This window comes from Brevibacillus massiliensis, assembly GCF_000311785.1.
Taxonomy (GTDB): domain Bacteria; phylum Bacillota; class Bacilli; order Brevibacillales; family Brevibacillaceae; genus Brevibacillus_C; species Brevibacillus_C massiliensis.
Map to the genome: position 1 here is coordinate 188,440 of NZ_HE978537.1, position 23,899 is coordinate 212,338.

Annotated in this window: 20 protein-coding genes and 1 pseudogene; 3 read left to right on the forward strand and 18 right to left on the reverse strand. The window is 58.0% G+C overall.

Annotated features, from left to right (window positions below):
- Window positions 1-102 precede the first annotated feature (102 nt).
- The 12 genes from HGBM_RS08390 to HGBM_RS08445 all read right to left on the reverse strand — a co-directional run bounded on the left by HGBM_RS08390 (window position 103) and on the right by HGBM_RS08445 (window position 11,380).
- Window positions 103-873, reverse strand: a complete 771-nt coding sequence (locus HGBM_RS08390) for a LamB/YcsF family protein (protein WP_019120649.1) — start codon at window positions 871-873, stop codon at window positions 103-105.
- A 43-nt stretch (window positions 874-916) separates the two neighbouring features.
- Entirely contained in the window at window positions 917-1,159 is a 243-nt protein-coding gene (locus HGBM_RS08395; RefSeq protein ID WP_026074279.1) for an acetyl-CoA carboxylase, read from the reverse strand.
- 28 nt (window positions 1,160-1,187) lie between these two features.
- The gene (locus HGBM_RS08400; protein ID WP_019120651.1) at window positions 1,188-2,156 is read right to left on the reverse strand and encodes a 5-oxoprolinase subunit C family protein; all 969 of its coding nucleotides are present in this window, start codon (window positions 2,154-2,156) and stop codon (window positions 1,188-1,190) included.
- On the reverse strand, window positions 2,149-3,036 hold the full coding sequence (locus HGBM_RS08405; protein WP_019120652.1) for a 5-oxoprolinase subunit B family protein: 888 nt from the start codon (window positions 3,034-3,036) through the stop codon (window positions 2,149-2,151). Before HGBM_RS08405 ends, HGBM_RS08400 begins: the two co-directional genes overlap by 8 nt.
- On the reverse strand, window positions 3,033-3,683 hold the full coding sequence (locus HGBM_RS08410) for a nucleotidyltransferase family protein (RefSeq protein ID WP_019120653.1): 651 nt from the start codon (window positions 3,681-3,683) through the stop codon (window positions 3,033-3,035). Before HGBM_RS08410 ends, HGBM_RS08405 begins: the two co-directional genes overlap by 4 nt.
- Before the next feature lie 21 nt (window positions 3,684-3,704).
- A complete protein-coding gene (locus tag HGBM_RS28870) occupies window positions 3,705-5,171 on the reverse strand; it encodes an XdhC family protein (protein ID WP_051029636.1) in 1,467 nt (488 codons plus the stop codon).
- Between the two features lie 72 nt (window positions 5,172-5,243).
- Window positions 5,244-6,062 (reverse strand): AAA family ATPase, encoded by an 819-nt coding sequence (locus HGBM_RS27035; RefSeq protein WP_245552902.1) that lies wholly within the window; start codon window positions 6,060-6,062, stop codon window positions 5,244-5,246.
- Between the two features lie 83 nt (window positions 6,063-6,145).
- Window positions 6,146-7,003 carry an FAD binding domain-containing protein gene (locus HGBM_RS08425; RefSeq protein WP_019120654.1) on the reverse strand — a complete coding sequence of 286 codons (858 nt, stop codon included), beginning with the start codon at window positions 7,001-7,003 and terminating at the stop codon, window positions 6,146-6,148.
- On the reverse strand, window positions 7,000-9,348 hold the full coding sequence (locus HGBM_RS08430; protein WP_019120655.1) for a xanthine dehydrogenase family protein molybdopterin-binding subunit: 2,349 nt from the start codon (window positions 9,346-9,348) through the stop codon (window positions 7,000-7,002). The genes HGBM_RS08425 and HGBM_RS08430 overlap by 4 nt, the downstream gene beginning before the upstream one ends.
- A gap of 2 nt (window positions 9,349-9,350) precedes the next feature.
- Complete coding sequence (locus HGBM_RS08435; protein WP_019120656.1) at window positions 9,351-9,878, reverse strand: (2Fe-2S)-binding protein; 528 nt, start codon at window positions 9,876-9,878, stop codon at window positions 9,351-9,353.
- Between the two features lie 27 nt (window positions 9,879-9,905).
- Window positions 9,906-10,358 (reverse strand): SRPBCC family protein, encoded by a 453-nt coding sequence (locus tag HGBM_RS08440; protein WP_019120657.1) that lies wholly within the window; start codon window positions 10,356-10,358, stop codon window positions 9,906-9,908.
- Between the two features lie 167 nt (window positions 10,359-10,525).
- Window positions 10,526-11,380 (reverse strand): SMR family transporter, encoded by an 855-nt coding sequence (locus HGBM_RS08445; protein ID WP_019120658.1) that lies wholly within the window; start codon window positions 11,378-11,380, stop codon window positions 10,526-10,528.
- Window positions 11,381-11,671: 291 nt separating this feature from the next.
- Between HGBM_RS08445 and HGBM_RS27040 the strand changes: the two are divergent.
- The 3 genes and pseudogenes from HGBM_RS27040 to HGBM_RS08455 all read left to right on the forward strand — a co-directional run.
- Window positions 11,672-13,288, forward strand: a pseudogene (locus HGBM_RS27040) (hydantoinase/oxoprolinase family protein); the annotation flags it as partial.
- A gap of 163 nt (window positions 13,289-13,451) precedes the next feature.
- Complete coding sequence (locus HGBM_RS31600; protein ID WP_245552904.1) at window positions 13,452-13,703, forward strand: hypothetical protein; 252 nt, start codon at window positions 13,452-13,454, stop codon at window positions 13,701-13,703.
- Between the two features lie 17 nt (window positions 13,704-13,720).
- A complete protein-coding gene (locus tag HGBM_RS08455; RefSeq protein WP_019120659.1) occupies window positions 13,721-15,688 on the forward strand; it encodes a hydantoinase B/oxoprolinase family protein in 1,968 nt (655 codons plus the stop codon).
- 187 nt (window positions 15,689-15,875) lie between these two features.
- On the opposite strand, the gene HGBM_RS08460 is transcribed toward HGBM_RS08455, so the two are convergent.
- The 6 genes from HGBM_RS08460 to HGBM_RS08485 all read right to left on the reverse strand — a co-directional run bounded on the left by HGBM_RS08460 (window position 15,876) and on the right by HGBM_RS08485 (window position 23,741).
- A complete protein-coding gene (locus HGBM_RS08460) occupies window positions 15,876-17,471 on the reverse strand; it encodes an amidohydrolase (RefSeq protein ID WP_019120660.1) in 1,596 nt (531 codons plus the stop codon).
- 380 nt (window positions 17,472-17,851) lie between these two features.
- Window positions 17,852-18,199, reverse strand: a complete 348-nt coding sequence (locus HGBM_RS08465) for a hypothetical protein (RefSeq protein ID WP_019120661.1) — start codon at window positions 18,197-18,199, stop codon at window positions 17,852-17,854.
- Between the two features lie 332 nt (window positions 18,200-18,531).
- The gene (gene larA / locus HGBM_RS08470) at window positions 18,532-19,794 is read right to left on the reverse strand and encodes a nickel-dependent lactate racemase (protein ID WP_026074281.1); all 1,263 of its coding nucleotides are present in this window, start codon (window positions 19,792-19,794) and stop codon (window positions 18,532-18,534) included.
- A complete protein-coding gene (locus HGBM_RS08475; RefSeq protein WP_019120663.1) occupies window positions 19,795-20,937 on the reverse strand; it encodes a glycerate kinase in 1,143 nt (380 codons plus the stop codon). It lies immediately after the preceding gene.
- Between the two features lie 99 nt (window positions 20,938-21,036).
- Entirely contained in the window at window positions 21,037-22,332 is a 1,296-nt protein-coding gene (locus tag HGBM_RS08480; RefSeq protein ID WP_019120664.1) for a (Fe-S)-binding protein, read from the reverse strand.
- Window positions 22,329-23,741 (reverse strand): FAD-binding oxidoreductase, encoded by a 1,413-nt coding sequence (locus tag HGBM_RS08485; RefSeq protein ID WP_019120665.1) that lies wholly within the window; start codon window positions 23,739-23,741, stop codon window positions 22,329-22,331. The genes HGBM_RS08480 and HGBM_RS08485 overlap by 4 nt, the downstream gene beginning before the upstream one ends.
- Window positions 23,742-23,899: the final 158 nt, after the last annotated feature.

Here is a 23,899-nt window from a genome sequence, read left to right on the forward strand (position 1 = left end):
CATCTATTATTATAGCAAAAAGGGCGGCAAAGCATGCGAATATTTTCAGATTTGAAAAAAAGCAGCCAACCTGTTGTCAAGTTGGCTGTCCATCTATCCACGTTATGAGACATTCAATACATCGCGCGCCGGTTGAATCGCGATCCCCGCCTGTTGAAACGCGGCCTGGATCTGTTTGACCAACTCGATCGCCCCCGGCGTATCTCCATGAATACAGATCGTGTCCGCCGTTACCTCGGCCTCCTCGCCGTCAGGCGTCCGCACCCTGCCCTCTTTCACCATCCGGACGACCCGCTGTGCCATCTCTGTGTAATCCTTGATCGTCGGACCTGTACGGGTCAAGACAATCGAGCCATCCTTCGTATGTTCCCGGTCGGCGTACACCTCCCTGGCGATCGGAATGCCCATCTGCCGGCCGATCTCTGCGACCGCCGAGCCGTTCAACGCGAAGACGATCATCTTGTCGGAGACACTCGCCAGTCCTTCCAGAATGGCCCTGGCTATTTTCTCATCTTCCATCGCCATCATGTACAGCGCCCCGTGCGGCTTGCAGTGCTGCAGTTCCAGTTTGCTGGCGGCGGCAAATTCCCGCAGGGCCCCGGTTTGGTAAAGGACGTAATCCTTGATTTCCTCTGCGGAGGCTGTCATGTAGCGGCGGCCAAACCCCATCATATCGGGAAATCCGGGATGGGAGCCAATGCTGACTCCGTGCTCCTTCGCCAGCCTGACGGTCCTCGCCATCACGTGCGGATCGCCTCCATGATAGCCGCAGGCGATGTTGGCGGAAGAAATGTATTTCATCATTTCCTCGTCATTGCCCATCTGGTAAAGACCGAAGCTCTCCCCCATATCGCAGTTCAGATCGACTTTCACCCGTTTCACTCCTCACGCTTGCTGTCCGCAAAACGGCACAGCATTATTTAAGCACCAGAAGCTCTTGCCCTGCGTCGACAATTCCCTCGTTATCCACGACAAACTTTTCGATGATGCCGTCTTCTTCCGCCTTCACTTCGTAGAAATTTTTCATCACTTCGATCAATCCCACGGTATCCCCCGCTTTGACCGCATCCCCCTCTTTGAAGAATTCGGCTTCCTCCGGGCTCGGTTTGCGGTAAAAAACTCCCGGCAGCGGAGAGAGTATTGCTTTTTTCTGGCTCATCTTGCTTCCCCCTTGGACTTTTTTCTGATCAAACGGCATCCGCTATCCGCTTCAATTTCTCCTGGACTTCCCGCCGCGCCTGCAACGCCTGTTCCAACGTGACAGCGACGAAATGCACTTTTTCGTTGGTCTTGATTTGCGCCATTCGATTCAGGTCACTGCTGATGACGGTCGCGATCGTCGCATATCCGCCGCCGGTCACGGCATCGTGGAGCAGCACGATCGGCTCTACGCCGTCAGGAACCTGAATTGACCCGATCGGGTACCCCAGGTCGGTGACGTTGGACGGGTTGCTCCCCGCGCCGAATGGCTGTTCCCGCTCGACGAAGCGGAGCCGCTCGCCCTTGTGCCTGTACCCGATCCGGTTTGCCTCAGGGGTGACCGTCCATTCGATTTCGAGGAAGGTTTGCAAGCTCTCCTCGGTCAGGCGGTAGCTGCAGAGGCCGACTACGACTCTGATCTCATGTGATTTGCTGTAGACGGGAATCAATTCCGGAGAAATCCTTGTCCCCGCCTTGACGTCTTTCACTTTCATCTCGCCGATCGGCACTTCGTCCCCGGCGGCCAGCGCCCGGCCTTCAAAACCGCCGATCCCGATCAGCGTATAGGTAGAGCGGGAGTTCATCACCAGCGGCACGTCGATGCCGCCTTCGACAGCGAGATACGTCCTCGCCCCCATCTGGACAAAATCGAACGATAAGACGTCACCCGCTTTGACCTCCAGCGTTTCCCACATCGGCACGGAGACGCCGTTGATTTTGGGCGGGATCTGCCCCCCCGTCAGGCTGATGCGCATCCCCCGCTCGAACAAAAGCTCCGGCCCCAGATAGGTAATCTCCAGCACAGCGGCATTGGGGTGGTTGCCTACCAGGAGGTTGGCGACTGTAAAAGCGTATTTGTCCATCGCGCCGGAGGGAGGCATGCCAATCTCGTAGAGTCCGATTCTGCCGTTGTCCTGAACAGTCGTCTGCAATCCGGGCTTGATCACTTTAATCATGGTATAACCTCCCCATTACCATCTCCGAGAACTTCTCCGGGTCGGCCAGCACGTCGCTTGGCGTAAACGAGAACTCTTTCTTGCGGTAGACGAACTCTCCCGCCTCGACCTGACTTCTGATCTCCTCGTATTCCTCTTTCGTGATGCTCCTGTAGCGGAAGATGTCCCCCTGCTTCGGAAACACCATCGAATCGCGGAAGTCAGGCAGGGTCTGTTCCTTTTGGTAGATGGGCGCCGGGGCGATCCCGTACATCTGGTACCCGCCCGCTCCCTGCACCGGATAGATGACGGAGAAGGCGCCGCCAAAACCGAAGGTCCGCTCCGGGGTAAACGTACGGGGGCGTACGTACTTCGGCACTTCGATCTGCTTCTCGCGCGGCACGATCTGAAAGCACCAGGGCAGACCGGGAACGAAGCCGATCATGGAAACCAGGTAGGGAGCCCGCGTCAGCGCGTCGATAAACTCCTCTTTGCTGGCGTAGCCGTTGATGCGGGCCGAGTACTCCAGATCGGTCGACTCGGGATCCTGGTGCCGGTCGCGAAAGCGCATGACCGCTTCATGTGTCCAGGGATCTTCAAACCAGACCGGCACGTCGACCAAGCGGGAGCTGATCGTGATGTCGTCCAGGTCTTTGACCGACTCTTCTATCGCCTTCAGCTCTTTGATCAAGTCGTCCGGGTGAAACACGTCGGGGTCGACACGCACCATGTATGACGCGTTGGACGGGCAAATATCCAAAATCCCTTCGATATTTTTTTCCTTCAGTTTCCTGGTGATGGCAATTCCTTTAAAATTGGCTTCCAGGCTCATCTCTTCCGACAGTTGAACGAAAACAAACTCGTCCCCGCCGTACTCGTATCGGGTATGTAGATTGCTCATTTTCCCTCACCTCCGGGTATTGTCACATCAGAACTTTTTCTCTCGAGCATCCACAGGGCCTGCCTGTACGCCTCCCGGGTGTCGATGTCAAACAGGATGCCGGGATCGTCCACCGGGATCCGGATTCGCTGCCGCATCGTCCCCAGTATCGGCTTCGCCCCCTGGTCGCCTTCCAATTTGTGGAATGCTTCTGCATCTACGTTGCCGAAAAAGACGGGGTGGCCTGCATCGCCTTGAAAAGCGGGCTGCACGACAAAGGGCTCCTGCCATTCCGACAGCAGGCCCGCTCCCCGCTGCATGACGGATTGGATGGTTTCGTCTGCGATCAGGGGAAGGTCGGCGAGAAATACCATGACTGCCGGATGGGCTGCCGCCTGCATTCCCCGGACAAGCGAAGAGCTTTGCCCGGAAGCGAAAGCGGGATTGACCACCCAGCGAAACCGGGAGTCGGCAATGCGGATTTCGCGCTGGATCTCCTCCGCCCGGTAGCCGATCACAGCGATCACCTCGGCCACCTTCGCCGCGAGCACTTGGCGGATCACCCGCTCCAGCAGACAGCTGCCTCCCAGCTTCAGCAGTTGTTTCGGCTCACCCATTCTCGTCGACATCCCTGCAGCGAGGATCACTGCTGATACCTGCGGTTTCACATCCCTTCTCCCCCCTTTACGTTATCTTGCCGCAGGCTGATGGATGCCGGGGCGCTCGCGCAAGAAGCCCGCGCCATGGCCGCTGCGGAAGGCCAAGACCTCGGCCATGATGCTGACGGCGATTTCCTCCGGCGAATCGGCCCCGATATCCAGTCCCACAGGACTGAACATGCGGGCCAGCTCTTCTGCCCGAAAGGTCACGCCTGCCCTCTCCAGGGCTTCCAGCAGGCGGTTGCTGCGGGAGCGCGGGCCGAGCACGCCTACGTACGGCGCCTTCGATTGCAAGGCGAACCGCAGCGCTTCCTGATCGCGCTCCAGGTGGTGATTCATGACGACGACATAGGTGCGCCGGCCGATGCTGACCTGTTCCCCGTACGTCTCGGCATTGGCGAGGATGCGCACCGCTCCCGGAAAGCGTTCGGCTGTGTTGTACCCCGGCCGCGGATCGACCACCGTCGTTTTCAATCCCAGGTCGAGGCTTGCCTTCGCCAGCGGGATGGCATCGTGCCCTGCGCCGAAGATCATCAACTCCGCCGATGGGACATTTACATCGAGGAAGACGCTCGCCATTTTTCCGCCCGGCAGGAGAATCTCCCTCGTCTCCGACTTCGGGGACTGCTCGGACAGCTTCTGGCTAGCCAGCTCGACGACCTGAGATGCAGCGTCTCGTCGCCGAGACTGCCGATCGGCGTACCTTCCTCCGCGACGAACAGCCGACTGGACGAATCCTCTAGGACTGCGGGTGAGCGCATAGGCAAACTGCAGGAATCTTTCGGCAGCCCCCGCCATGGAGCGGCTGGTGTCACACAACAGGACAAACCGCGCCTTGCGAAGCGGGTGTCCCTTCCAGGCAGGGAAGATAGCGTCACCGCCCGCTTGCAGGCTGTTTCGCAAGGTGCTGCGAAAGTCCAGGCGCCTTCCCTTGTGATCCGTTCGCCAGCGCCTGCTTCGCTTCAGCCGGACGCTTGCGGCAAACATTTTTGCGGCATTCAGCATTTCGCCGAGCTGGTCGGCCAAAACCCGCGCCGCCGCCTGATGATCCGCTGTATGGCGGCTGGGTCGAGCGGCCCGCCACATGCCTTCTGCCGTTCTCGAACAGCTGCCTTGCACCTGATGGCCTGCGCCATCGTTCAGCCCCATCCCGAAGCTGTCGCCGGGCTTCGATGAATCCGCCGTGTCCGGTCCGGTCTTCCCATCCGTACCCGGCGCTTGTTTTCCGCTGGCCGCAGAGATCAGAGGAGCCTGGCTGTCAGCCTCCATGGAACCGCTCGAGTGGAAAAAGCGCTGGTAGAGCTGGTCGAACTTCTCCTGTTCTGCTCTGCTGGAACAAAACACCAACCGGAGCGCCAAACGGAATTGCCTTTCATCTGAAATATCTACCGCCGTCAAAGCTTGCAAGGCCTCTATCGATTCTCCGGGACCGCACGAGAAGCCGCACTCACGCAAGCGCCGGCCAAACGCCAGCACGCGATCGGAAAGCTTAGCCATGTTCGCTGCTCCCGGCAAGCAGTGTTCCGCTTTGCAATGCACTTTCCACCAATTCCCAATCTCCACGGTCTTTCAGGAAACAGCCGAACGTTGCCCTGACCGCCTCTTCGGGCAGCTGTCCCCGGTGGAGACCATCAGGGCCTGGGCCCAGTCCAAGCTTTCCGCGACGCCGAGAACCTTGTTCAGCGGCATGCGGCGCAGTCGCTCCATCACACCGGCAATCTGCTGGGCCAGCCGCATGTCGATGTCGGGCAGCCTGACTGCGAGGATGGCCGCTTCCTTCTCGGGATTCGGGTAGTCGATCCACTGGTAGAGACACCGGCGGCGCAACGCGTCACCGAGCTCCCGCGTCCGGTTTGAGGTAAGCACAACATAAGGACGATGGACAGCGGTGATGGTGCCCAGCTCCGGGATGGTCACCTGAAATTCGGCGAGGACCTCCAGCAGAAACGCTTCAAACTCTTCGTCGGCCCGGTCAACCTCGTCAATCAGCAAGACGGGCGACGCCTGCTCATCACCTATCGCTTCCAGCAGCGGGCGGCGCAGCAAGAACGCCGGACTGAAAATCTCCGCCTCCCTCTCCTGGGGCGTTGCTCCGCTGTTCTCCGTCAGTTTGAGGTGAAGCAGTTGCTTCTGGTAGTTCCATTCATACAGGACTGTATTCACATCCAGCCCCTCATAGCACTGGAGCCGGATCAAGCGAGTGCCCAGCACACGAGCCAACACCTTTGCGATCTCCGTCTTCCCGACGCCGGCCGGCCCTTCCACCAGCAGAGGTTTTTGCAGGGCCATGACGAGGTGCAACTCAGTCGCTTGAGCCTGATCGGTTACATAACCCTGATCCCGAAATGCGTTTTCAATCGTGGCAATCTGTTCCAGGATGCTCCTCATTCCCTTCTCTTCCTGCAGCGGTGCAGATAGCAGTGGACCCGCTCTTTTTCACGGAGCGGGTCCACTTTTGTGACAGCCCTCGGCTACAGCAAAATCTGACTTAGCGCACGCTCCGTATAGACCGCACTGAGATGTCGCCTGTATTCTTCGGAAGCGAACAGGTCGCTGCCGATCTCTCCGTCCTCAGCCGCCAGCGCTGCCGCTTCCCGAATATTCTCCGCTGTCGCTCTTTGGCCGAGCAGCGCCTGCTCTGCCGCTGTCGCTCTGTACGCGACATCGGCCACCCCGTTCATTCCGATCCGCACATAGTTGACTACTCCGTCCGGGTCGGTACCGGCGACAGCGCACACCCCGACCACGGCATACCCGGACGCAGGATGCGGGTATTTCAGGTAGACGCTCTTCGTTCCCTCCGGCGGCACCGCGAAGGAGACAGACGTTACCAGACTTGTCTCCGGCAATGCGGTGATCAGCGGACCGAGGAAAAAGCCGTCTATTTCCACCACTTCCTGCCCGTCCTCGCCGTGCAGCTCGACGAGCGCGTCAAGTGCCAGCGCCACCCCCGGCAAATCGGCTGCCGGATCGGCGTGGGCGATATTTCCCCCGACTGTTCCGCGATTTCTCACCTGCAGGTCGCCGATCTGGCGGGCCGCATCAGCCAGGACCGGGATGTGCTCGCGAACGAGCGGATCTGACGCCAACTGGCTGTGAGTCGTCAACGCTCCGACGACCAGCCGGTTCCCTTCCTTCCGCACCCCGCGCAGCTCGGAGATCCGGCTGATATCGACCAGTTTTCCCGGTGTTGTCAACCTGAATTTCATCAACGGGACAAGACTGTGTCCGCCGGCGAGCAGCTTCCCTTCCCCGTTGCTCTCCTGCAGCAGCCGGATCGCCTCTTCTACGGAAGCTGCACGGACGTACTCAAATGCACTCGGTATCATTCGCCACTCCCCCCGTTTCGCATCGCCTTCCACACCTTCTCAGGCGTCAGCGGCATATCCAAATCTTTGATCCCAAACGGCCTCAGGGCATCCATCACCGCATTGGCGACAGCCGGCGGTGCCGCTGTCGTGCCGGTCTCTCCAATCCCTTTGGCACCGAGCGGATTGACCGGTGACGGGGTCTCGGTAAAGGCCGTCTCAATGGTCGGGAAGAAGCGGGCCTTCGGCATCGTGTAGTCCATAAACGTCCCGGATAAAAGCTGTCCGTTCTCCCCGTAGACCGCGCCTTCCCACAGCGCCTGCCCGACGCCCTGGGCGACGCCGCCATGCACCTGGCCCTCGGCCAGCATGGGATTGATCACGCGCCCCACGTCGTCGACGGCGACATACCGTTTCAGCTCCACCTGGCCGGTACTCCCGTCCACTTCCACGACGCAGATGTGAGCGCCAAACGGGTAAACGAAGTTGGACGGGTCGAAGAACGACTGCGCCTCCAGGGAAGGCTCCATGCCTTCCGGCAGGTTCCAGGCAAAATTGGCCGACTTGGCCATCTCCTGGAACGTGCGGGCCTGTCCGGGAACCCCCGCGACTTGGAAGATGCCTTCGGAGAATTCCAAATCTTCCTCCGCCACTTCCAGTTCGTGTGCGGCGATCTTTTTCGCCTTCTCGATGACCCGGTCGGTGGCGATCGCGACCGCGGCCCCGCCTACGGCTGTCGTCCGGGAACCGTACGTTCCCCACCCCATGGAGATGCTCTGGGTATCGCCGTGGATGATTTCCACGTCCTCCATCGGGATGCCCAGTTTTTCCGCCACCACCTGTGAGAAGGCCGTCTCCGTTCCCTGACCGTGCGGCGATGTCCCGGTATAGACGTTTACTTTTCCGCTGGGGTGAACGCGCACCGTGCTGTTCTCCCATACGCCGCCCTGAAATCCGATCGCTCCCGCCACCTTTGACGGGCCGAATCCGCACAGCTCAACGTACGTGGATACGCCGATGCCGATGTACCTGCCCTGTTTCCTCAGCTCTTCCTGCTCCTGGCGCAGCGCCTGATAGTCGATCATCTCCAAGGCTTTGTCCAGCGTGAGATGGTAGTCGCCGCTGTCGTAGACGCACCCCATCGGATTGGAGAAAGGGAATGCCTCTTTTTGCACCATGTTTTTCCGCCGGACTTCGACGGGATCCATGCCGATTTCGCGGGCGAACAGGTCTACCGCCCGTTCGATCTGGAACGTCGCCTCCGGCTTGCCCGCTCCTCGATACGCGTCAGTCGGCGTGGTGTTGGTGTAGACGCCGTACGTTACGACCGCCGCCCGCGGGATGGTGTAGGCTCCGGTCACCATCAAGCCGAAATCGATCGTCGGGCAGCCGGCGCCAAACGTGGACAGGTACGCCCCCAGATTGGCGGTATTCTTTACCCGCAGGGCCGTCATGATGCCGTCCCGCGTCCCGGCCAGCTCGATCTCGATCACCTCATCCCTGGCATGGGTCGTCGCCTTAAAATGTTCGCTCCGCTCCTCCGCCCATTTGACCGGCTGCTTCAACTCACGCGCTACACATCCGACGACGGCCTCTTCCGTGTAAGTAGCGATTTTCGCGCCAAAGCCGCCGCCTACATCCGGAGCGATAATCCGCAGCTTCGATTCGGGAATGCCGAGCACCTCGGAATAGACCATGCGGTGGATGTGCGGGTTTTGCGTCGTACACCAGATCGTCATCTCGCCGCTGCCGGGATTGTACTGGGCGACGGCTGCCCGCGTCTCCATCGGATTGGGGATGACCCGCTGGTTGTACAACCGCTGTCTGACGACGACCTCTGCCTGTTCGAACACCTCGTCAGGGATCTCGCCCGCCTTCCAGACCAGGGCGAGATTGTTCGGCACGTCTTCATGGACGAGCGGCGCCCCTTCCTGCATCGCCGCTTCCTGCCCGACGACCGCCGGCAGTTCCTCGTACTCCACCACGATCAGGTCCAGGGCATCACGAGCCGTATAGCGGTCCTCGGCCACCGCCACCGCCACGGCTTCACCGGCGTACAAGACCTTGTCTACAGCGAGCGGACTCCGCGGTTTCGGCTTGAGGTCGGCGCCGGTGACAAACCACATCGCTGGAACCGCTTTCATTTTTTTGGCGATGTCCGCTCCGGTAAAGACAGCTTTCACGCCCGGCAGCTTGAGCGCTTCCGATACGTCAATTCGCTTGATCCGGGCGTGGGCGTAAGGACTGCGCAAAAAAGCGGCGTGCAGCATGCCCGGCAGCTTGATGTCGTCGGTGAAATTGCCGTTTCCGGTAATCAGGCGGGGATCTTCTTTTCTTTTGATACGTGCTCCAACCAAACCAGCCATTGTCAGCTTCCCTCCCCTACTTGTACTGTGCCTTGGTCAACCGCGTTGCTGCCGCTTTCGGCCAGCAGTTTGGCCGCATGCTGGACGGCGCTGACGATGAATTGGTAACCGGTGCAGCGGCAGATGACGCCCTCCAGCGCTTCCCTGATCTCTGCCTCGGTGGGATCGGGATTCTGCTGGAGCAAGCCGACCGATGCCATCATCACGCCAGATGTGCAAAAGCCGCACTGCAATCCGTGCTTTTCCCAGAATCCCTGCTGGATCGGGTGCAGATTCTGCATGTCGCCCAGGCCCTCCACAGTCGTGATTTCCCCGCCGTCTGCCTGCACCGCCAGCACTGTGCAGGATTTGACGGCCTCCCCGTTCAACAGCACCGTACACGCACCGCACTGGCTGGTGTCGCAGCCAATGTGCGTGCCGGTGAGGCCCTGCTCATCGCGCAAGAAGTGTACAAGCAGCATGCGTGAATCCACTTCCGTGCTTTTCGCGACGCCGTTTACGGTTACTGAAATTTCTGTCCTTTTCGTCACGACGATCCACCTCCTCAAAAATATGTATCATGAAGGCAACATAAGTTGCTTCATTTCCTTATCTACTGCTTTAAAAAACTGTCCCAGAACCAGTTTGGCCACGCCGCCCATCACCCGCTGCCCTACCGACGCAAGAACTCCGGTCACCTGTACCTGCGAGGTGCAGATCAGCTTGGTTCCCTGCCCCTCCTCTTCCAATTTCATATCTGCAACAGCATCGATTTCACCCGGTTTCCCCTTGCCCCGGACGAGTAGCCGATAAAAGGCGGGCTCCTGTTGGTCGACTTGCTGTACCTCTCCGGTAAACAGCCCCTTCACCGGTCCGACGCTCAGGCCCATTTCAGCGTGGTAGACGCCTTCCTTCACCTCTTGAAACGACTGGCAGCCCGGCAGCGACTTCTTCAGCACCTGTTCATCCTGGATGTACTTCCAAACGTGTTCCCGCGGAATGTCAAACGTATATGTGTACTCGATTTGCAACGAAGCTCACTCCTTAACGCGTGATAACGCCGTGTTCCCGTGATGAAGTGCAAATTCCATGCCAGGGCTGGACGTGCTGAAACGCCTTCGTTTTCCCGCCATTCATCCACCTGGACATTTCAATATTGAACAGGACTCTTTCATTATTGAAAAATTCTCACAACAAGTCATCTCCCAATGCCGATCAGAATAACGCCGGCTGTGATGACGATCGACATCGCGACCCGCCTCACCCCCCGGAGCTCCTTCAACACGAGGATCCCCAGCACTGTTCCGATCACGGTTCCGATCTCCCGTATCGGGGCCACGTAGGAAAGTGGCGACAGCTGCATGGCAAACATGAACAGCATCGTCGAGCCGGGAACGAGCAAAGCTCCGAGCAGCACGGTGTGCCAATGCTTCCGGCATTCGCCGACGGCCGCTTGCGACCTCAGCACGGTGCGCAGCGCAATCAACAAATACGTGATGTAAGTCAACTGGATCAAAATGATCGGAGACATGTGCTGCAAGATCACCTTGTCGGCAACGGTATACCCTGTGATGCAAAGCCCCACCCCGACTCCGGCTGCCACGCCCTTCAGCCCCGGGCCATTCCCCCCGGTGATTTTGGACGGCGAAATCCCGCTGATGGCAAACAGCCCACCCACGATGCAGTCAAGGCCGACCCAGCCGATCCAACTGAGCGATTCGCGAAACAGCATAACTCCCAAAACCGTCACCAGCAGCGCGCCCGTTCCCCTGATCAGCGGGTAGACCTGGGACAAATCGCTATATGTGTAAGCTTTATCCAGCAGCAGGTAGTACCCGATCTGATACAAGATGCTCAGCGCGACAAAAAACCAGACGTGCAGGGGGATGCGGAAATGGGCCAGTTCCGCGATAAAAAAAGGCAGCAAAAGAAAAAAAGCCACAAACGTCGCCATCCAAAGAAACACGGTTTTGTGCTTTTCCTTCTTGGTGATAAAGTTCCAAGCGGCATGCATAATGCCCGAGCACAGCACGAGCAAAAGCGGGATGGTCATGCAACCAGAACCTCTCTTTTGTTATTCGAATTTTCTGTCTATATTCCATTCTATCTTAGCACAGCCCGCTGTGAATGAAAACAACTTTGCTGCAAACGGCATGTTTCGTCGGATTTCAAAACCAAAAGACATCTTCCAAAAATGAAAGCTTCCGTTCCCGCCAATCGCTTTTGAGCGGGACGATTTGACATGCATACGGGCTTTTTTTCGCGCGGGTCCCGCTTGGCATTGAATGTGCACGAACGAGTGACGATGTATGTTTAACATCAAAGCGCAAAAGGAGGAGGCTGCGTGGGACATTATCGCGTTGCAGTTGACGTAGGAGGCACATTTACCGATGTCTTTATCTTTGACGAACAGAAAGGAGAGATTACGGTCACCAAAGTATCCTCTACGCCTGATAACCCGGCCGAGGGCATTATGCAGGGCGTAAAGCAAGCCGACGTTCCCCTTGGGGAAATCACGCTGTTTTCCCACGGCACGACGGTCGGCACCAATGCGCTGATCACCAGACGGCTGCCCAAAACAGCCTTCATCGCGACGAAGGGCTTTCGCGATGTGCCGGAGATCCGGCGCGGCACAAAGCTCGACCTGTGGGACGCGTACGAAGATGTCGCTCCCCCCTACATCCGTCGGCGTGACCGCTTCGAGGTCACCGAGCGAATCGACTACTCCGGTCAGCTCATCACGCCCCTGAATGAACAGGAGGCAAGAGAAATCGCGGGAATATTGCGCAAACGAGGAATCGAATCCGTTGCCATCGGCTTTATGAACGCCTATGTCAACCCGGAAAACGAACAGCGAATGAAGGCGATCCTTCAGGAAGAGCTGCCGGAGGCGTACATCTGCACCTCCAGTGAAACCATTCCGGAGATGTTCGAACACGAGCGGATCAGCACGACGATTGTCAATGCTGTCCTCGGACCCATTGTCGGTTCCTATATTAAGGAACTGTCGGCATCCCTGCAGGAAGAAGGGTATGGCGGCGATGTGCTCGTGCTGCACTCGGGCGGGGGCGTCATGACTGCCGATACTGTGCCGCGCTTCGCTGCCCGACTCGCCAGCTCCGGAATCGCCGCCGGGGCCATCGCCAGCGCCCACATCGCCAAACTGTGCGGTTTCCAAAATGCGATCGGCCTGGATATGGGCGGTACCAGCACCGATATCTCGCTGATGTTCGACGGGCAGCTGCGCGTCACCAAGGACTGGTACATCGAGTACGGGTATCCGATCGGCTTTCCCAGCATCGAGATTTTGACCATTGGGGCTGGTGGCGGCAGCCTGGCCTGGATCGATCAGGGCGGTTCGCTGCGAAACGGCCCTCACAGCGCCGGTGCCGCCCCTGGACCGGCCTGCTACCAAAAAGGCGGACAGCAGCCGACCAATACCGATGCCAACCTGCTGCTCGGACGGCTGAACACGCATCTGCTGGGCGGACAGCTCATCCTGGACAAGGAGAGGGCGAGAGAGGTAATCGCGGAAAAGATCGGGGCGCCGTTTGGCTACAGCGAAGTGGAAGCTGCCAATGCGATCATCAAGGTGGCAAACGCCAACATGTGCGACGCGCTGCGCCTGATCTCGATCCGGCGCGGATACGACCCGCGCGACTTCGCCCTGGTCGTGTTCGGCGGCGCAGGGGCGCTGCACGGCGCTCACCTGGCCAAAGAGATGGAGATCCCCACTGTCATCGTCCCGCCCTATCCCGGCATCACTTCCGCCATGGGCTGCCTCTTGGTCGACGTCCGGCACGACCTGTTCCGCACCTACCTGGCCCGGGCCCAAGACGTCACCCCCGACGATCTGGAAACAGCGTACAGGGAGATGGAGGAACAGGCGGCAAAGCTGCTCAGTGAAGAAGGGGTCGAAGTGGAGAACGTTCAGCTGATCCGCTATATCGACATGCGTTACATCGGCCAGTGGCGCTCGCTCTCCATTCCGCTCTCCCGGCCGGCCAGCTCGCTCGCGGAGGCGCTGGAGCTGTTCCACCGGGAGCACGAGCGGGAATTCGCCTTTTCCAATCCCCGATCAGGGCGTGGAAATCTACGGCCTGCGCGTGGAAGCGACCGGGGTCGTGCCAAAACCCGCCCTGCCCACCGAAGAGCCGCATGGACATCTCGAAGATGCCGTCAAGGAAATCCGCAGCGTCTACTTCGAGGAAGGCGGCGGCTATGTGGAGACGACCGTCTACGACCGCAGCAAAATCCCCGTCGGCTCTGTGTTTCACGGACCGGCGATCGTCGAGCAGTTGGACTCGACGGTCGTAGTGCCGCCCGGATTTACCGCCGAGGTGGATGCGTATAAAAACATCCTCTTAACTTACTAAAAGGGAGGGTAAAAGATATGGCTGAAACAAATGCAACACCAACCAAACTGGACCCCGTCACTTTTGAAGTGTTAAAAAACGCCTTTGTCAATCTCGTCGACCAGATGTCGGAACAAATTTTGCGCACCTGCTATTCCTTTGTCATCTACAGCCGGGACTTCAGCTCGGCGATCTGCGACGCTCGGGGCAACACGATCATGCAGGGCACGCAGGACATCTCGGTTCACGTCGGCACGCTTCACTTGTCGGCAAAAGCCGTCATTGAGGACTTCGGCGACGACATTCACCCCGGAGATGTGTTTCTCATCAATGACCCTTATCGCGGCGGGACCCATTTTTGCGATGTCCGCGTGATCCGGCCAGTCTTTTACGAGGGGAAGCTGATCTCGTTCATGCAGTGCAACGGCCACTGGGCCGACGTGGGCGGCTACGTGCCCGGTTCGTTCAACGTCCAGTCAAAAGACCACTACGGAGAGGGTTTGCGCATCCCGCCCGTGCGCATCTGGAGCAAAGGGAACTACCTGACAGATGTCGCCGGCCTGCTCGTCTCCAACATGCGGGTGCCGGAAGAGCGCCTGGGGGATTTGCGGGCCCAGGCGGAGGCGACCCGGGTGGGAGAGCTGCAGCTTTTGCGGCTGATCGAGAAATACGGCGCAGACACTGTCCTGACAGCCTTTGATGAGGTGCAAAACTACGTCGAAAGACTGGCCCGGGGGCAAATTTCCGATCTGCCGGACGGAACCTGGGAGACGACCGACTACATCGACATGGATCCGGAAATCGGCGACATGCTGATCCCGATTCGGATCAAGCTGACGATTCAAGGCGACGAACTCTTTTACGACCTGTCCGGTTCCCATCCGGCGATTAGCTGTTTTCTCAACTCCGGGTTCGGCGCATCGTTCTCCGCCGTCATCTCCGGGACGAAGACGTTCTTTCCGGACATCCCGCTCAACTCCGGATTTTACCGGCTGGTGCACGTGAACTTGCCGGAAAATTCCGTCGTCAATGCTCCGTGGCCGGTCGCCGTAACCGGTTTTTGCTCGGGGGCGTACGAAAAAATCATGAACGCCATCTTTGAACTCTGGTCCTACATCATGCCGGAGCGGGCGCTCGCCTGTTCGTTCAATCTGGAGTACCTCTTGATCGGCGGCTGGGACCGGCGCGAAGGATACCAGAACTACTTCATGTGGTACGACTGGATGGCCGGCGGACACGGCGGACGTGCCCACAAAGACGGCGGAAATGTGCTGTCGCCCGTCTTTGGCGTGGGTCTCAGCATCCAGCCTTGCGAAGGCCAGGAACGGCTTTCTCCGGTCATCACCACGCATCACGAGATCGTCACCGATTCCGGCGGGCCGGGCCGGTATCGCGGCGGGTGCGGACTGCGTAAGGGAGGCATTTTGACCAACTGCGAAAATACGGTGATGTCGTACTGCTGCGACCGCTCCCGCTCGGTCACCTGGGGCATCCTCGGCGGACTTCCCTCTCTCCCGCACGGAGCCTGGCTGAATCCGGGCACGGCCGATGAGAAGTTTTTGGGCACCGTCTTTTCCAACATCCCTTTAAAACCGGGCGACTCCTTTGACCGCCCTTCTGCCGGCGGGGGCGGCCTGGGCGACCCGCTGCAGCGCGATCCCCACGCCGTGCTGGAGGACGTAATCGACCAGTACGTCTCCATTGAGCGGGCGAGAAAAGATTACGGTGTCGTGATCAAAGAAAACGACTGGGAAGTGTATGACTATGAAATTGACTGGGAGGCGACCGAGACAGAGCGCGCGTACATCCGCGCCCACCGCAAGGAGTGGCTGTGGGAAGACATCGCTTCTGTCGCGCAAAAATTCCGTGCCGGTGAAATTGACGAACTCGACCTGATTCGCCGCTACGGAGTGATCATGGACTACACCAGCGGCGAAATCCTGCCCACGTCCACAGAGCAGTACCGCGAAATGCTGTACAAGCGCACCCTGGCGTATTGGTCATAAGGGTCAGGGAGGGGCTGCCTTGGCCTCTCCCCCCTTTTCACATGGATACCAAATAGAAAGGAAGTGACCGCAGGAGGATCAAAAAAGCGCGAAAAAGGAGGACTACGCGCCTTTTGGCAGTAGGCATCTGGCTGACTGCGACCCGCGACCGGAAATCGGTTCGGGGAAGAGCTTTTAAGAGAATTCCTTATACAGTTTGCGGTTCCCCGCCGATAATCGTCATTTCGATATCTGTCTGCAATAGTTCATCCGGATCTTCCAGCCCCATCAGATTACGGGAATAAACCGTCATATCAGCCAATTTGCCCCTCGACAGCGTCCCCTTTACCTGCTCCTCGTTTGTCGCATAGGCGCCGCCAACCGTGAACAGGGTCAAGGCTTCCAGCATGGACAGCTTCTCTTTTTCGTTCCAGCCGCCATGAGCCTGCCCCGGGGCCCGCCGGGTAACCGCGGCGTGAATGCCGAGCAGTGGATCGATCGGTTCGACTGGCGCATCTGAACCGCCCGCACATAACACACCTGCGGCAAGCAGGGATTTCCACGCGTACAGATACGCTTCTCTCGTCTCTCCCAGTCTCTCCAGCACCCAAGGATAGTCGCCCACCACGAACCTCGGTTGAATGTCGGCGATCCGGCTGGGCACGGCCAACCGTCGAACCAAGTCGGCCCGGAGAACGGAGACGTGGATGAGCCGGTCACGCTGCCTCGCTACCGGCAGCTGATCAAGAATATCCAAGACATTTTCCAAGGCCTTATCCCCGATGGTATGTACGGCGATCGGCATGGAGTGGTCCCTCGCCGCTTTGATCAGCTGGAACAGGGCTTCCTGGTCATGCATGGCCTCTCCATACTGCCCAGGCTCATCACAATAAGGCTCCGAGAGCAGGGCGGTTCTTCTCCCCAAGGCGCCATCGGCAAAAATCTTGATCGCCCCGATCTGCAATCTCTCATTGCCATACCCGGCATACATCCCCCTTTCCATCAATTGGCCCAGGTAGGGGGAATCGATCAGCAGGTTGCAGCGCAGCCCGCGGTGCTCCTGATTGAGCAGCTCGTCGTACATTTTGTACGTCTGGTCGAGGCCGCCCAAATAATGCGGGTCATTTGTATGAACACTCGTTAACCCCCGTTTCACGGCAAGTCCCATCGCTTGTCCCAACGCCTGCTTGATCTCATCATACGTTCTTTGCGGGATGTGGCGCGTGATCAGTTGGGATGCGGATTCGAGCAGCAGTCCGGTAGGTTTTCCCGTATCAGGGTCAAGCACTACGCTTCCCCCCGGCGGGACCTCGAGGGACGGGTGATAATGACTGCATTCCAGCGCCTTGGAATTGACCAGAAAGGCGTGATGACAGATCCGCTTCAGGTAGAGCGGACAGTGAGGTGCGACATGGTCTAGCTCATCGATGGTCGGAATCGCGCCGTCATCAAAGAGGTTCTCGTCCCAGCCCATCCCGATCAGCCACTGTCCGGGAGACATCGTATTCGCTTTTTCCCTGATCTTGTCGAGCATTTCCCTCTTCGATTTGACACCTGTCAGATTGAGATCCAGAAAATGGAGAGCCACCCCTGAGAGATGCAGGTGGCTGTCTATCAATCCCGGGGTAGCCATTTTCCCCTGCAAATCGATGATTCGGGAACCGGCTCTGCCCCACTGCAGCACCATTTCCCGATGCGATCCCACGTCCGCGATTCTGCCATTCTCGACGACTACCGCTTCGACAATGGGATGGTTGGCATCAAGTGTATAGATCAGCCCATTGGTAATGATCGTCCTTGCCATCCGAACACCTCCGAAAGATGTGAGATATTGAAGCCGACTCTCCCTTCGGCAGCTCCTTCAGATGAAAATTCGACTTCTTATTCCCCATTGCCTGCTTTCCCCAAACATTTGTCTAGTCGAACAATCCGCTAGAATCCGTCAGCATATTCAATAAACCCCCTCCTCCAATGTCGTCAGCGCCTAACGGTCAGTTTGTTGACTCCTCTTGAAAATCCCTTCTGTCAGGTCAACCATTCGTTTTCGGAACGTCCATGACTTCTTGGACGGTTCAACAAAAAAGGCTCTTCCTTGCCTGGGATTCCAGTCAGGAAGAGCCGTTCGACTTAAGCTTGGCCTCGATCGTTCATTCTAGACCAGCTTGCAAAGCGGGCTTTTATCATCTATTTCCCTTCGCCTCCAACCGAATAAGTATAAATCCAGCCCGGCTCGCTGGAAAATGTGACGTCAAGGTGATACGGATCGTACTGTCGGCCTGTTTTGCGCTCGATCATCCACGTTTCATCGGGATACGCCTTTCGTAAATACTGATTGAGCTGTTCTGTCTTTTTCGCCACTTGATAATCGATCCAAAACGAACGCAAAGTGAAAAAGCCGATTTCACAGACGACCAGACAAGCGGCAAGGTACAAAATAACCCTCCGCCGCCTGGTTGCAGCGGCCGCAATCAGGAGGATCAGCACCGGCACGGCAGCAACAATGAGTTCAATCACGTCCTTCGGGTGAAGCAAGCGTTGCCCTCCTCTTTCTTCCATCCTCGCTCTACCTGAACGAATAATAATCTTCATGATAATTTTACCAATATATGTATTATACCTTTCATTACCAATCCAAAAGCAAGATAAAAAAGGGAAGGAGCATGTGGAGAAGGCTGAGAAGCTGTATTCACCTATGATTCGGAGACACTCGAGGTCGTAATGGTTCTGAAATGGATGGAGAAACGCAAACACCTTACGCTGTGCTTGTGGGGAAGCTCCCGACACTGCCCTAGCGGCGAGCACGGCCGAATGCCGCTCTGCCCGGACAATCATCCGGGGGAGCGGGATGCCGTGCCCCCATCAGCTTACTCCTCTAGATACGGAATGGTCAGCGGCCCGAGCGGCAGGACGGCTACAGACATATCCTCGCCGTACTTTTGCTTCAACTCCGCCAGCGTCGCCTCTATGTCGCGGCATGGCTTAAACATCGCCTTCTCCAGGTCTTCATCGGACAGTGTGGAATAGACGTATACATCTGCCCACACCTGGATGACGGCCTGTTTTTGCACCTGCCACTGATCGAACATTTCGAAGGAAGGATCATTGATCATCTCCAGAATTTCTTCCGGAGTCTTGCGCATTTGCAGGATGTTTGCATAATTGCCGTGATTGGGCAGCCCGTCCGAACACTCTGCGGCACAGATGATCGTCCCGCCTTTTTTCACGATCTTGTGGGCGGCGCTCATCCCTTTTACCGCCTGGTAGAGATTTTGATCCAGCGGATAGCCGGAGTTGGAGGTGATGACCACGTCAAAGCGCTGGTCGCACTTGATCATCGCGTGTTCCTTGGCAAAGGCGCAGCCGACGTCGTGGGCCTCGAACAGCTCGCCGGCAAACACCTGGGTGATCTCCTTCTCCCGGTTCAGCGTAACGTTCAGCATAAAGTGGGGCTTGCACATCCGGTTGATCTCCCGGGTCATGTCCTGCAGCGGATTGTTCACCATATTGCCCCAGGTGGAGAGCGGGTCGCCGATCATCCTCGCGTTGTGAAAGGTCAGGATCGTCTCGATGCCGGCAATTCCTGGCATGATGCCCTTTGGTCCGCCGGAAAATCCGGCAAAGAAATGGGGCTCAATAAACCCGGTTACGATGCGAAAATCCGCTTCTACATACTCCTTGTTCAAATACACATCACAGCCAAAGGAGCTTTTGCCCACCTTTGCCAACGTCTCCTTCTCGTGGCAGTGGTTATTGATGATGCGGATATTCTCGACTACCCACTCGCCCAGCATCTGTACAAACTCTTCCCGCGTCTGGTCGCGATGCGTCCCGGTGCCGTTGATGATGATAAAATTCTCCCGTGGAACGTGGGAGAGCTCCTCGATCAGCCAGGGGACCAGCTTGTGGTTTGGCGTCGGCCGGGTAATGTCGCTGATGACGATGGCCACCTTGTCTGTCTCTTTGACCATTTCCCGCAGCGGCGGTGTGCCAATCGGCTCGCGAAGCGCTTTCAACACGGCCGCCCGCTCATCCGCGAGACCCGGAAGGTGCCTCGGCTCCACGAGGACAGCGTGGTCGGGAACCTCTATAGTCAAGCCTTCTTTGCCGTACATAAGAGTTGTCTTCACTTAGGATAACCTCGCTTTTCCGTCATAAGTTCGCAATACCTGTTCCGCCCGCTCCGCCAGCAATTCCGGGGCCCGCTGCATCGCTTCCTTAAGCGTCATCGGGGCGTTTACAATACTGTGTATGCCGGTAATGCCGTACTGATACAGCTCGCTGATGCCGCGGCCGATCGAACCGGCCAGCACGAACACGGGTACCCCCAGCTTCTGCGCCTCCTGCGCTACCCCCATCGGAGTTTTGCCCGAAGCGGTCTGAAAGTCGATCTGCCCTTCGCCGGTGAAGACCAGATCCGCCCCCTGCAGCGCATCGCGAAGCCCGGTATACTCGATGACGACATCGATGCCCCGGCGCATCGCCGCTGGGAAAAAGGCTTGAAACGCCCCGCCAATCCCACCGGCGGCACCGGCTCCCGGACGGTCGTGAATCCGCATGCCTGTCTTTGCCTCGATCAAGTCTGCCCAATGGGACAAGCCCTCATCCAAGCTGGCGGCCATCTCCGGAGTCGCCCCTTTTTGCGGACCAAATACGTGGGAAGCGCCGCTTGGACCGACAAGCGGATTCTGCACATCTGTGGCGATCAGGAAAGAAGCTTCGGCAATCCGCCGGTCAAAACCGCTGTCGTCGATGGCGGCGATCTGCCGCAATTCGCCGCCTCCAAAGCCAACCGGTTCCCCTTTGGCATTCAGGAGCCGCATCCCCAGCGCCTGCAGCATGCCGGCGCCGCCGTCGTTGGTGGCGCTGCCGCCAATCGCCAAAATGAAGCGGCGGCATCCGTCATCCAAGGCTTGTCTGATCAATTCGCCCGTCCCATAGGTCGTCGTGACCAGCGGATTTCTCTCTTCGGGGGAAATCAGGTAGAGTCCGGAGGCGCTGGCCATCTCGATCACACATGTCTCCCCGTCACCGAGCAGTCCGTACTCGGCTGCTACCGGGGAGCCCAGCGGCCCCGTCACCGTAACCGGCACGCGCTTCCCGCCAGTCGCGGCCACCAAGCTGTCCAGCGTCCCTTCCCCGCCATCGGCGACAGGAATCAGGAGCGTCTTCGCGTCAGGCAGGTATCGCTTGATTCCTTTCTCAATGGCGATTGCCGCTTCCATGGCCGAGACACTGCCCTTAAACGAATCGGGTGCTATGACGATTTTCATGACTGTCCCACCTCTTGCAAGAGTTGCAATATTTATTATACAGAGCATTTTTGCCAAAATCCAAAAATTTCGCCCGGAGCTGGAGGCGAACCTCCAACACTACAGCGCCCGAGCCAGCAGATCCATGATGTGCACCGCTTCCATCTGGCCTTCCAGCCCGGCCCGGATGATGCCTTTTTTCATCTGCAAGAGGCAGCCGGGATTTGACGTCGCGATGATGTGTGCCTTTGTCTCCTTCACGTGCTCCATCTTGTCGTCCAAGATTTGCATCGACATGTCAAAGTTGGTGATGTTGTAGATCCCGGCAGACCCGCAGCAGCTGTCAGCCCCGGACATTTCGACGAGTTCCACGCCGGGGATGCTTTTCAGCAGCTGGCGAGGCTGGTTGCGAACGCCTTGACCGTGGGCCAGATGACAGGAATCCTGGTAGGTGACGCGGGCGTTCAAGGGCTTGGTAAAGACGAGCGGCGGCAGCTCAGCGAGCACCTCATTGGCATCTCTCACCTTCGCGACAAACGCCATGGCCCGCTCCTTCCATTCAGGATCGTCCGCGAACCAGTGGTGGTACTCCTTCAGCGCAGCGCCGCAGCCGCCGGCGTTGTTGACGACCAGGTCGACACCTGCCCGCTCAAACGCTTCAATATTGCGCTTGGCCAGTTCGATGGCGCCGTCTTTTTCCCCGGCATGGGCGTGCAGCGCCCCGCAGCAAGCCTGATTTTCCACAAACACGACTCTGCAGCCCGCCTTCGTCAAGAGGCCCGCTGTCGCCTGGTTCGTCTCAAAAAACATCACATCCATGACACAGCCCGTAAACATCCCGACCGTCAAGACCGTCTCCGCCGTCTGCGCCGGCATCACCTGCTTGCGCTGTTTACGCTCCTTCGGCGATGCGATCTTATCGACTGCCTGCTGCATCTCGGCCATTTCCCGCGGCAGGATGTTGATCAAGCCCGTCTTGTTGGCCAGGGTCTGCAGCCCCGTGCTCTGAGCCGCCCACAGCGCTGTTCCCAGCGCCTTCATCCGCTCGGGATAGGGAAATACCTTCTCAAACACGAGCTTGCGGACAAATGGCGGTTTCGACTCGCTCTTTTTCTTTTCTTCGACCACTTCCCGCGCCGTCTCTACCAGGCTGCCGTATGGCACCCCGGCCGGACAAGCCGTTTCGCAAGCGCGGCAGCCGAGACAGGCGTACATGTTTTTCTCAAATTCCTGATCGATGGCCAGTTGGCTGCTTGCAACTCCCTTCATCAGGGCGATGCGGCCGCGCGGACTGTGCGATTCCAAGCCTGTCTCCCGGTAAGTGGGGCAGGCCGGCAGGCAGAATCCGCAGTGCATGCAGTTCATGATCTCATCCATGTTGAATTTGGCCAAAAGCCCTTGCTTTGCCTTGTTCATCGTTTCACCACCACTCTGCGACGTCCGCTGCCCGCGAACATCTTCCCGGGATTCATGATGTTGTTCGGGTCGAACGCGGCCTTGATCCGCTTCATCAACTCGATTCCTCCCTCGCCCACTTTTAGGTCGAGGTAATTCATCTTGGCCATGCCGACGCCATGCTCCCCGGTAATCGTCCCTCCGAGGCGGATCGCCGTGCGAAAAATTTCTTCAAAAGCTTGCTCCACACGGTGAATCTCTTCCTTGTCCCGCTCGTCGGTCATGCAGGTCGGGTGCAGGTTGCCGTCTCCGGCGTGGCCAAAGGTGCAGATCTGCACCTGGTACTTCTCCGCAATGCGCTCCACTTCTTTCACCATCTCGGCCAGCCGGGAGCGGGGAACCGTCGCGTCTTCGAGAATCGTCGTGGGACGCAGACGGGACAGCGCAGCCAAGGCCGATCGCCTCGCCGCGAGCAGCTTGGCTCCCTCCTCGGCCGTTTGCGCGAGCTGCACATCGGCCGCTCCTTCCTGTTTGGCAATGGCGGCGATTTTCTCAATATCCCGCACCACCAAGTCTTCCGGTCCGTCCTGCTCGATCAAGAGCATCGATTTCATCTCCAGCGGCAGTCCCAGCTTGGCAAAGTCGTCCACGACTTTCATGGTGGACTGGTCGAGAAATTCGATCGTCGCCGGGATGATTTTGGAGGCGATGACTTTTTCCACGGTCCTGGCCGCATCGACGATATTGGTGTAGTAGGCGACAAGCGTCCGCTTCGATTCCGGCAGCGGGAGCAGCTTTACCGTGATTTCGGTAATGATCCCGAGGGTGCCTTCCGATCCGGCCATCAGTCTGGTCATGTCGTACCCGGCGACGTCTTTCATGTTTTTCCCGCCGCAGCGCAGCACTTCCCCCGATGGCAGGACGTATTCCAGCCCCAGGATGTAATCCTTGGTGACTCCGTACTTCAGCCCTCTCATGCCGCCCGCGCATTGGGCCATATTCCCGCCGACCGTCGATATCCGCATGCTGCCCGGATCAGGCGGGTAAAACAAGCCGACCGCTTCGACAGCCTTATGCAGGTCGGCCGTGACGACTCCTGGTCCAAGCGTTGCCGTCAGATTTTTTTGGTCAATTTCATAAATTTTGTCAAACCGGTTCATATTTACGACGATGCCGCCTTCAACCGGAATCGTCCCCCCGGCCAGATTGGTTCCCGACCCGCGGGGCACGATCGGGATGCCGTGGGCATTCGCCAGCTTCAAGATGGCGGACACCTCTTCTGTACCCCCCGGCATGACGACCGCATCGGGCATGGCTTGGTGAATGGGCGTCGCGTCATAGGAATACGCGTACAGCTCATTCGGCGTATCCAAAAAATACTTTTCTCCTACAATGGCAATCAGGTCTTCCCGAATTCCCTTGTCCAGCATCTTATTTCCCCCGTCTATCCTAGTGATCAGGTCATCAGATGACTTCTAAAAATTATATCATTCCTTCTGTTTGGACAACAGTCCCTTTTGCCGTGTTCCCCCTGAAATGAACCTTTCCTTCCGCCAAAAAATAAGACTTACGAAATATTATATCCATT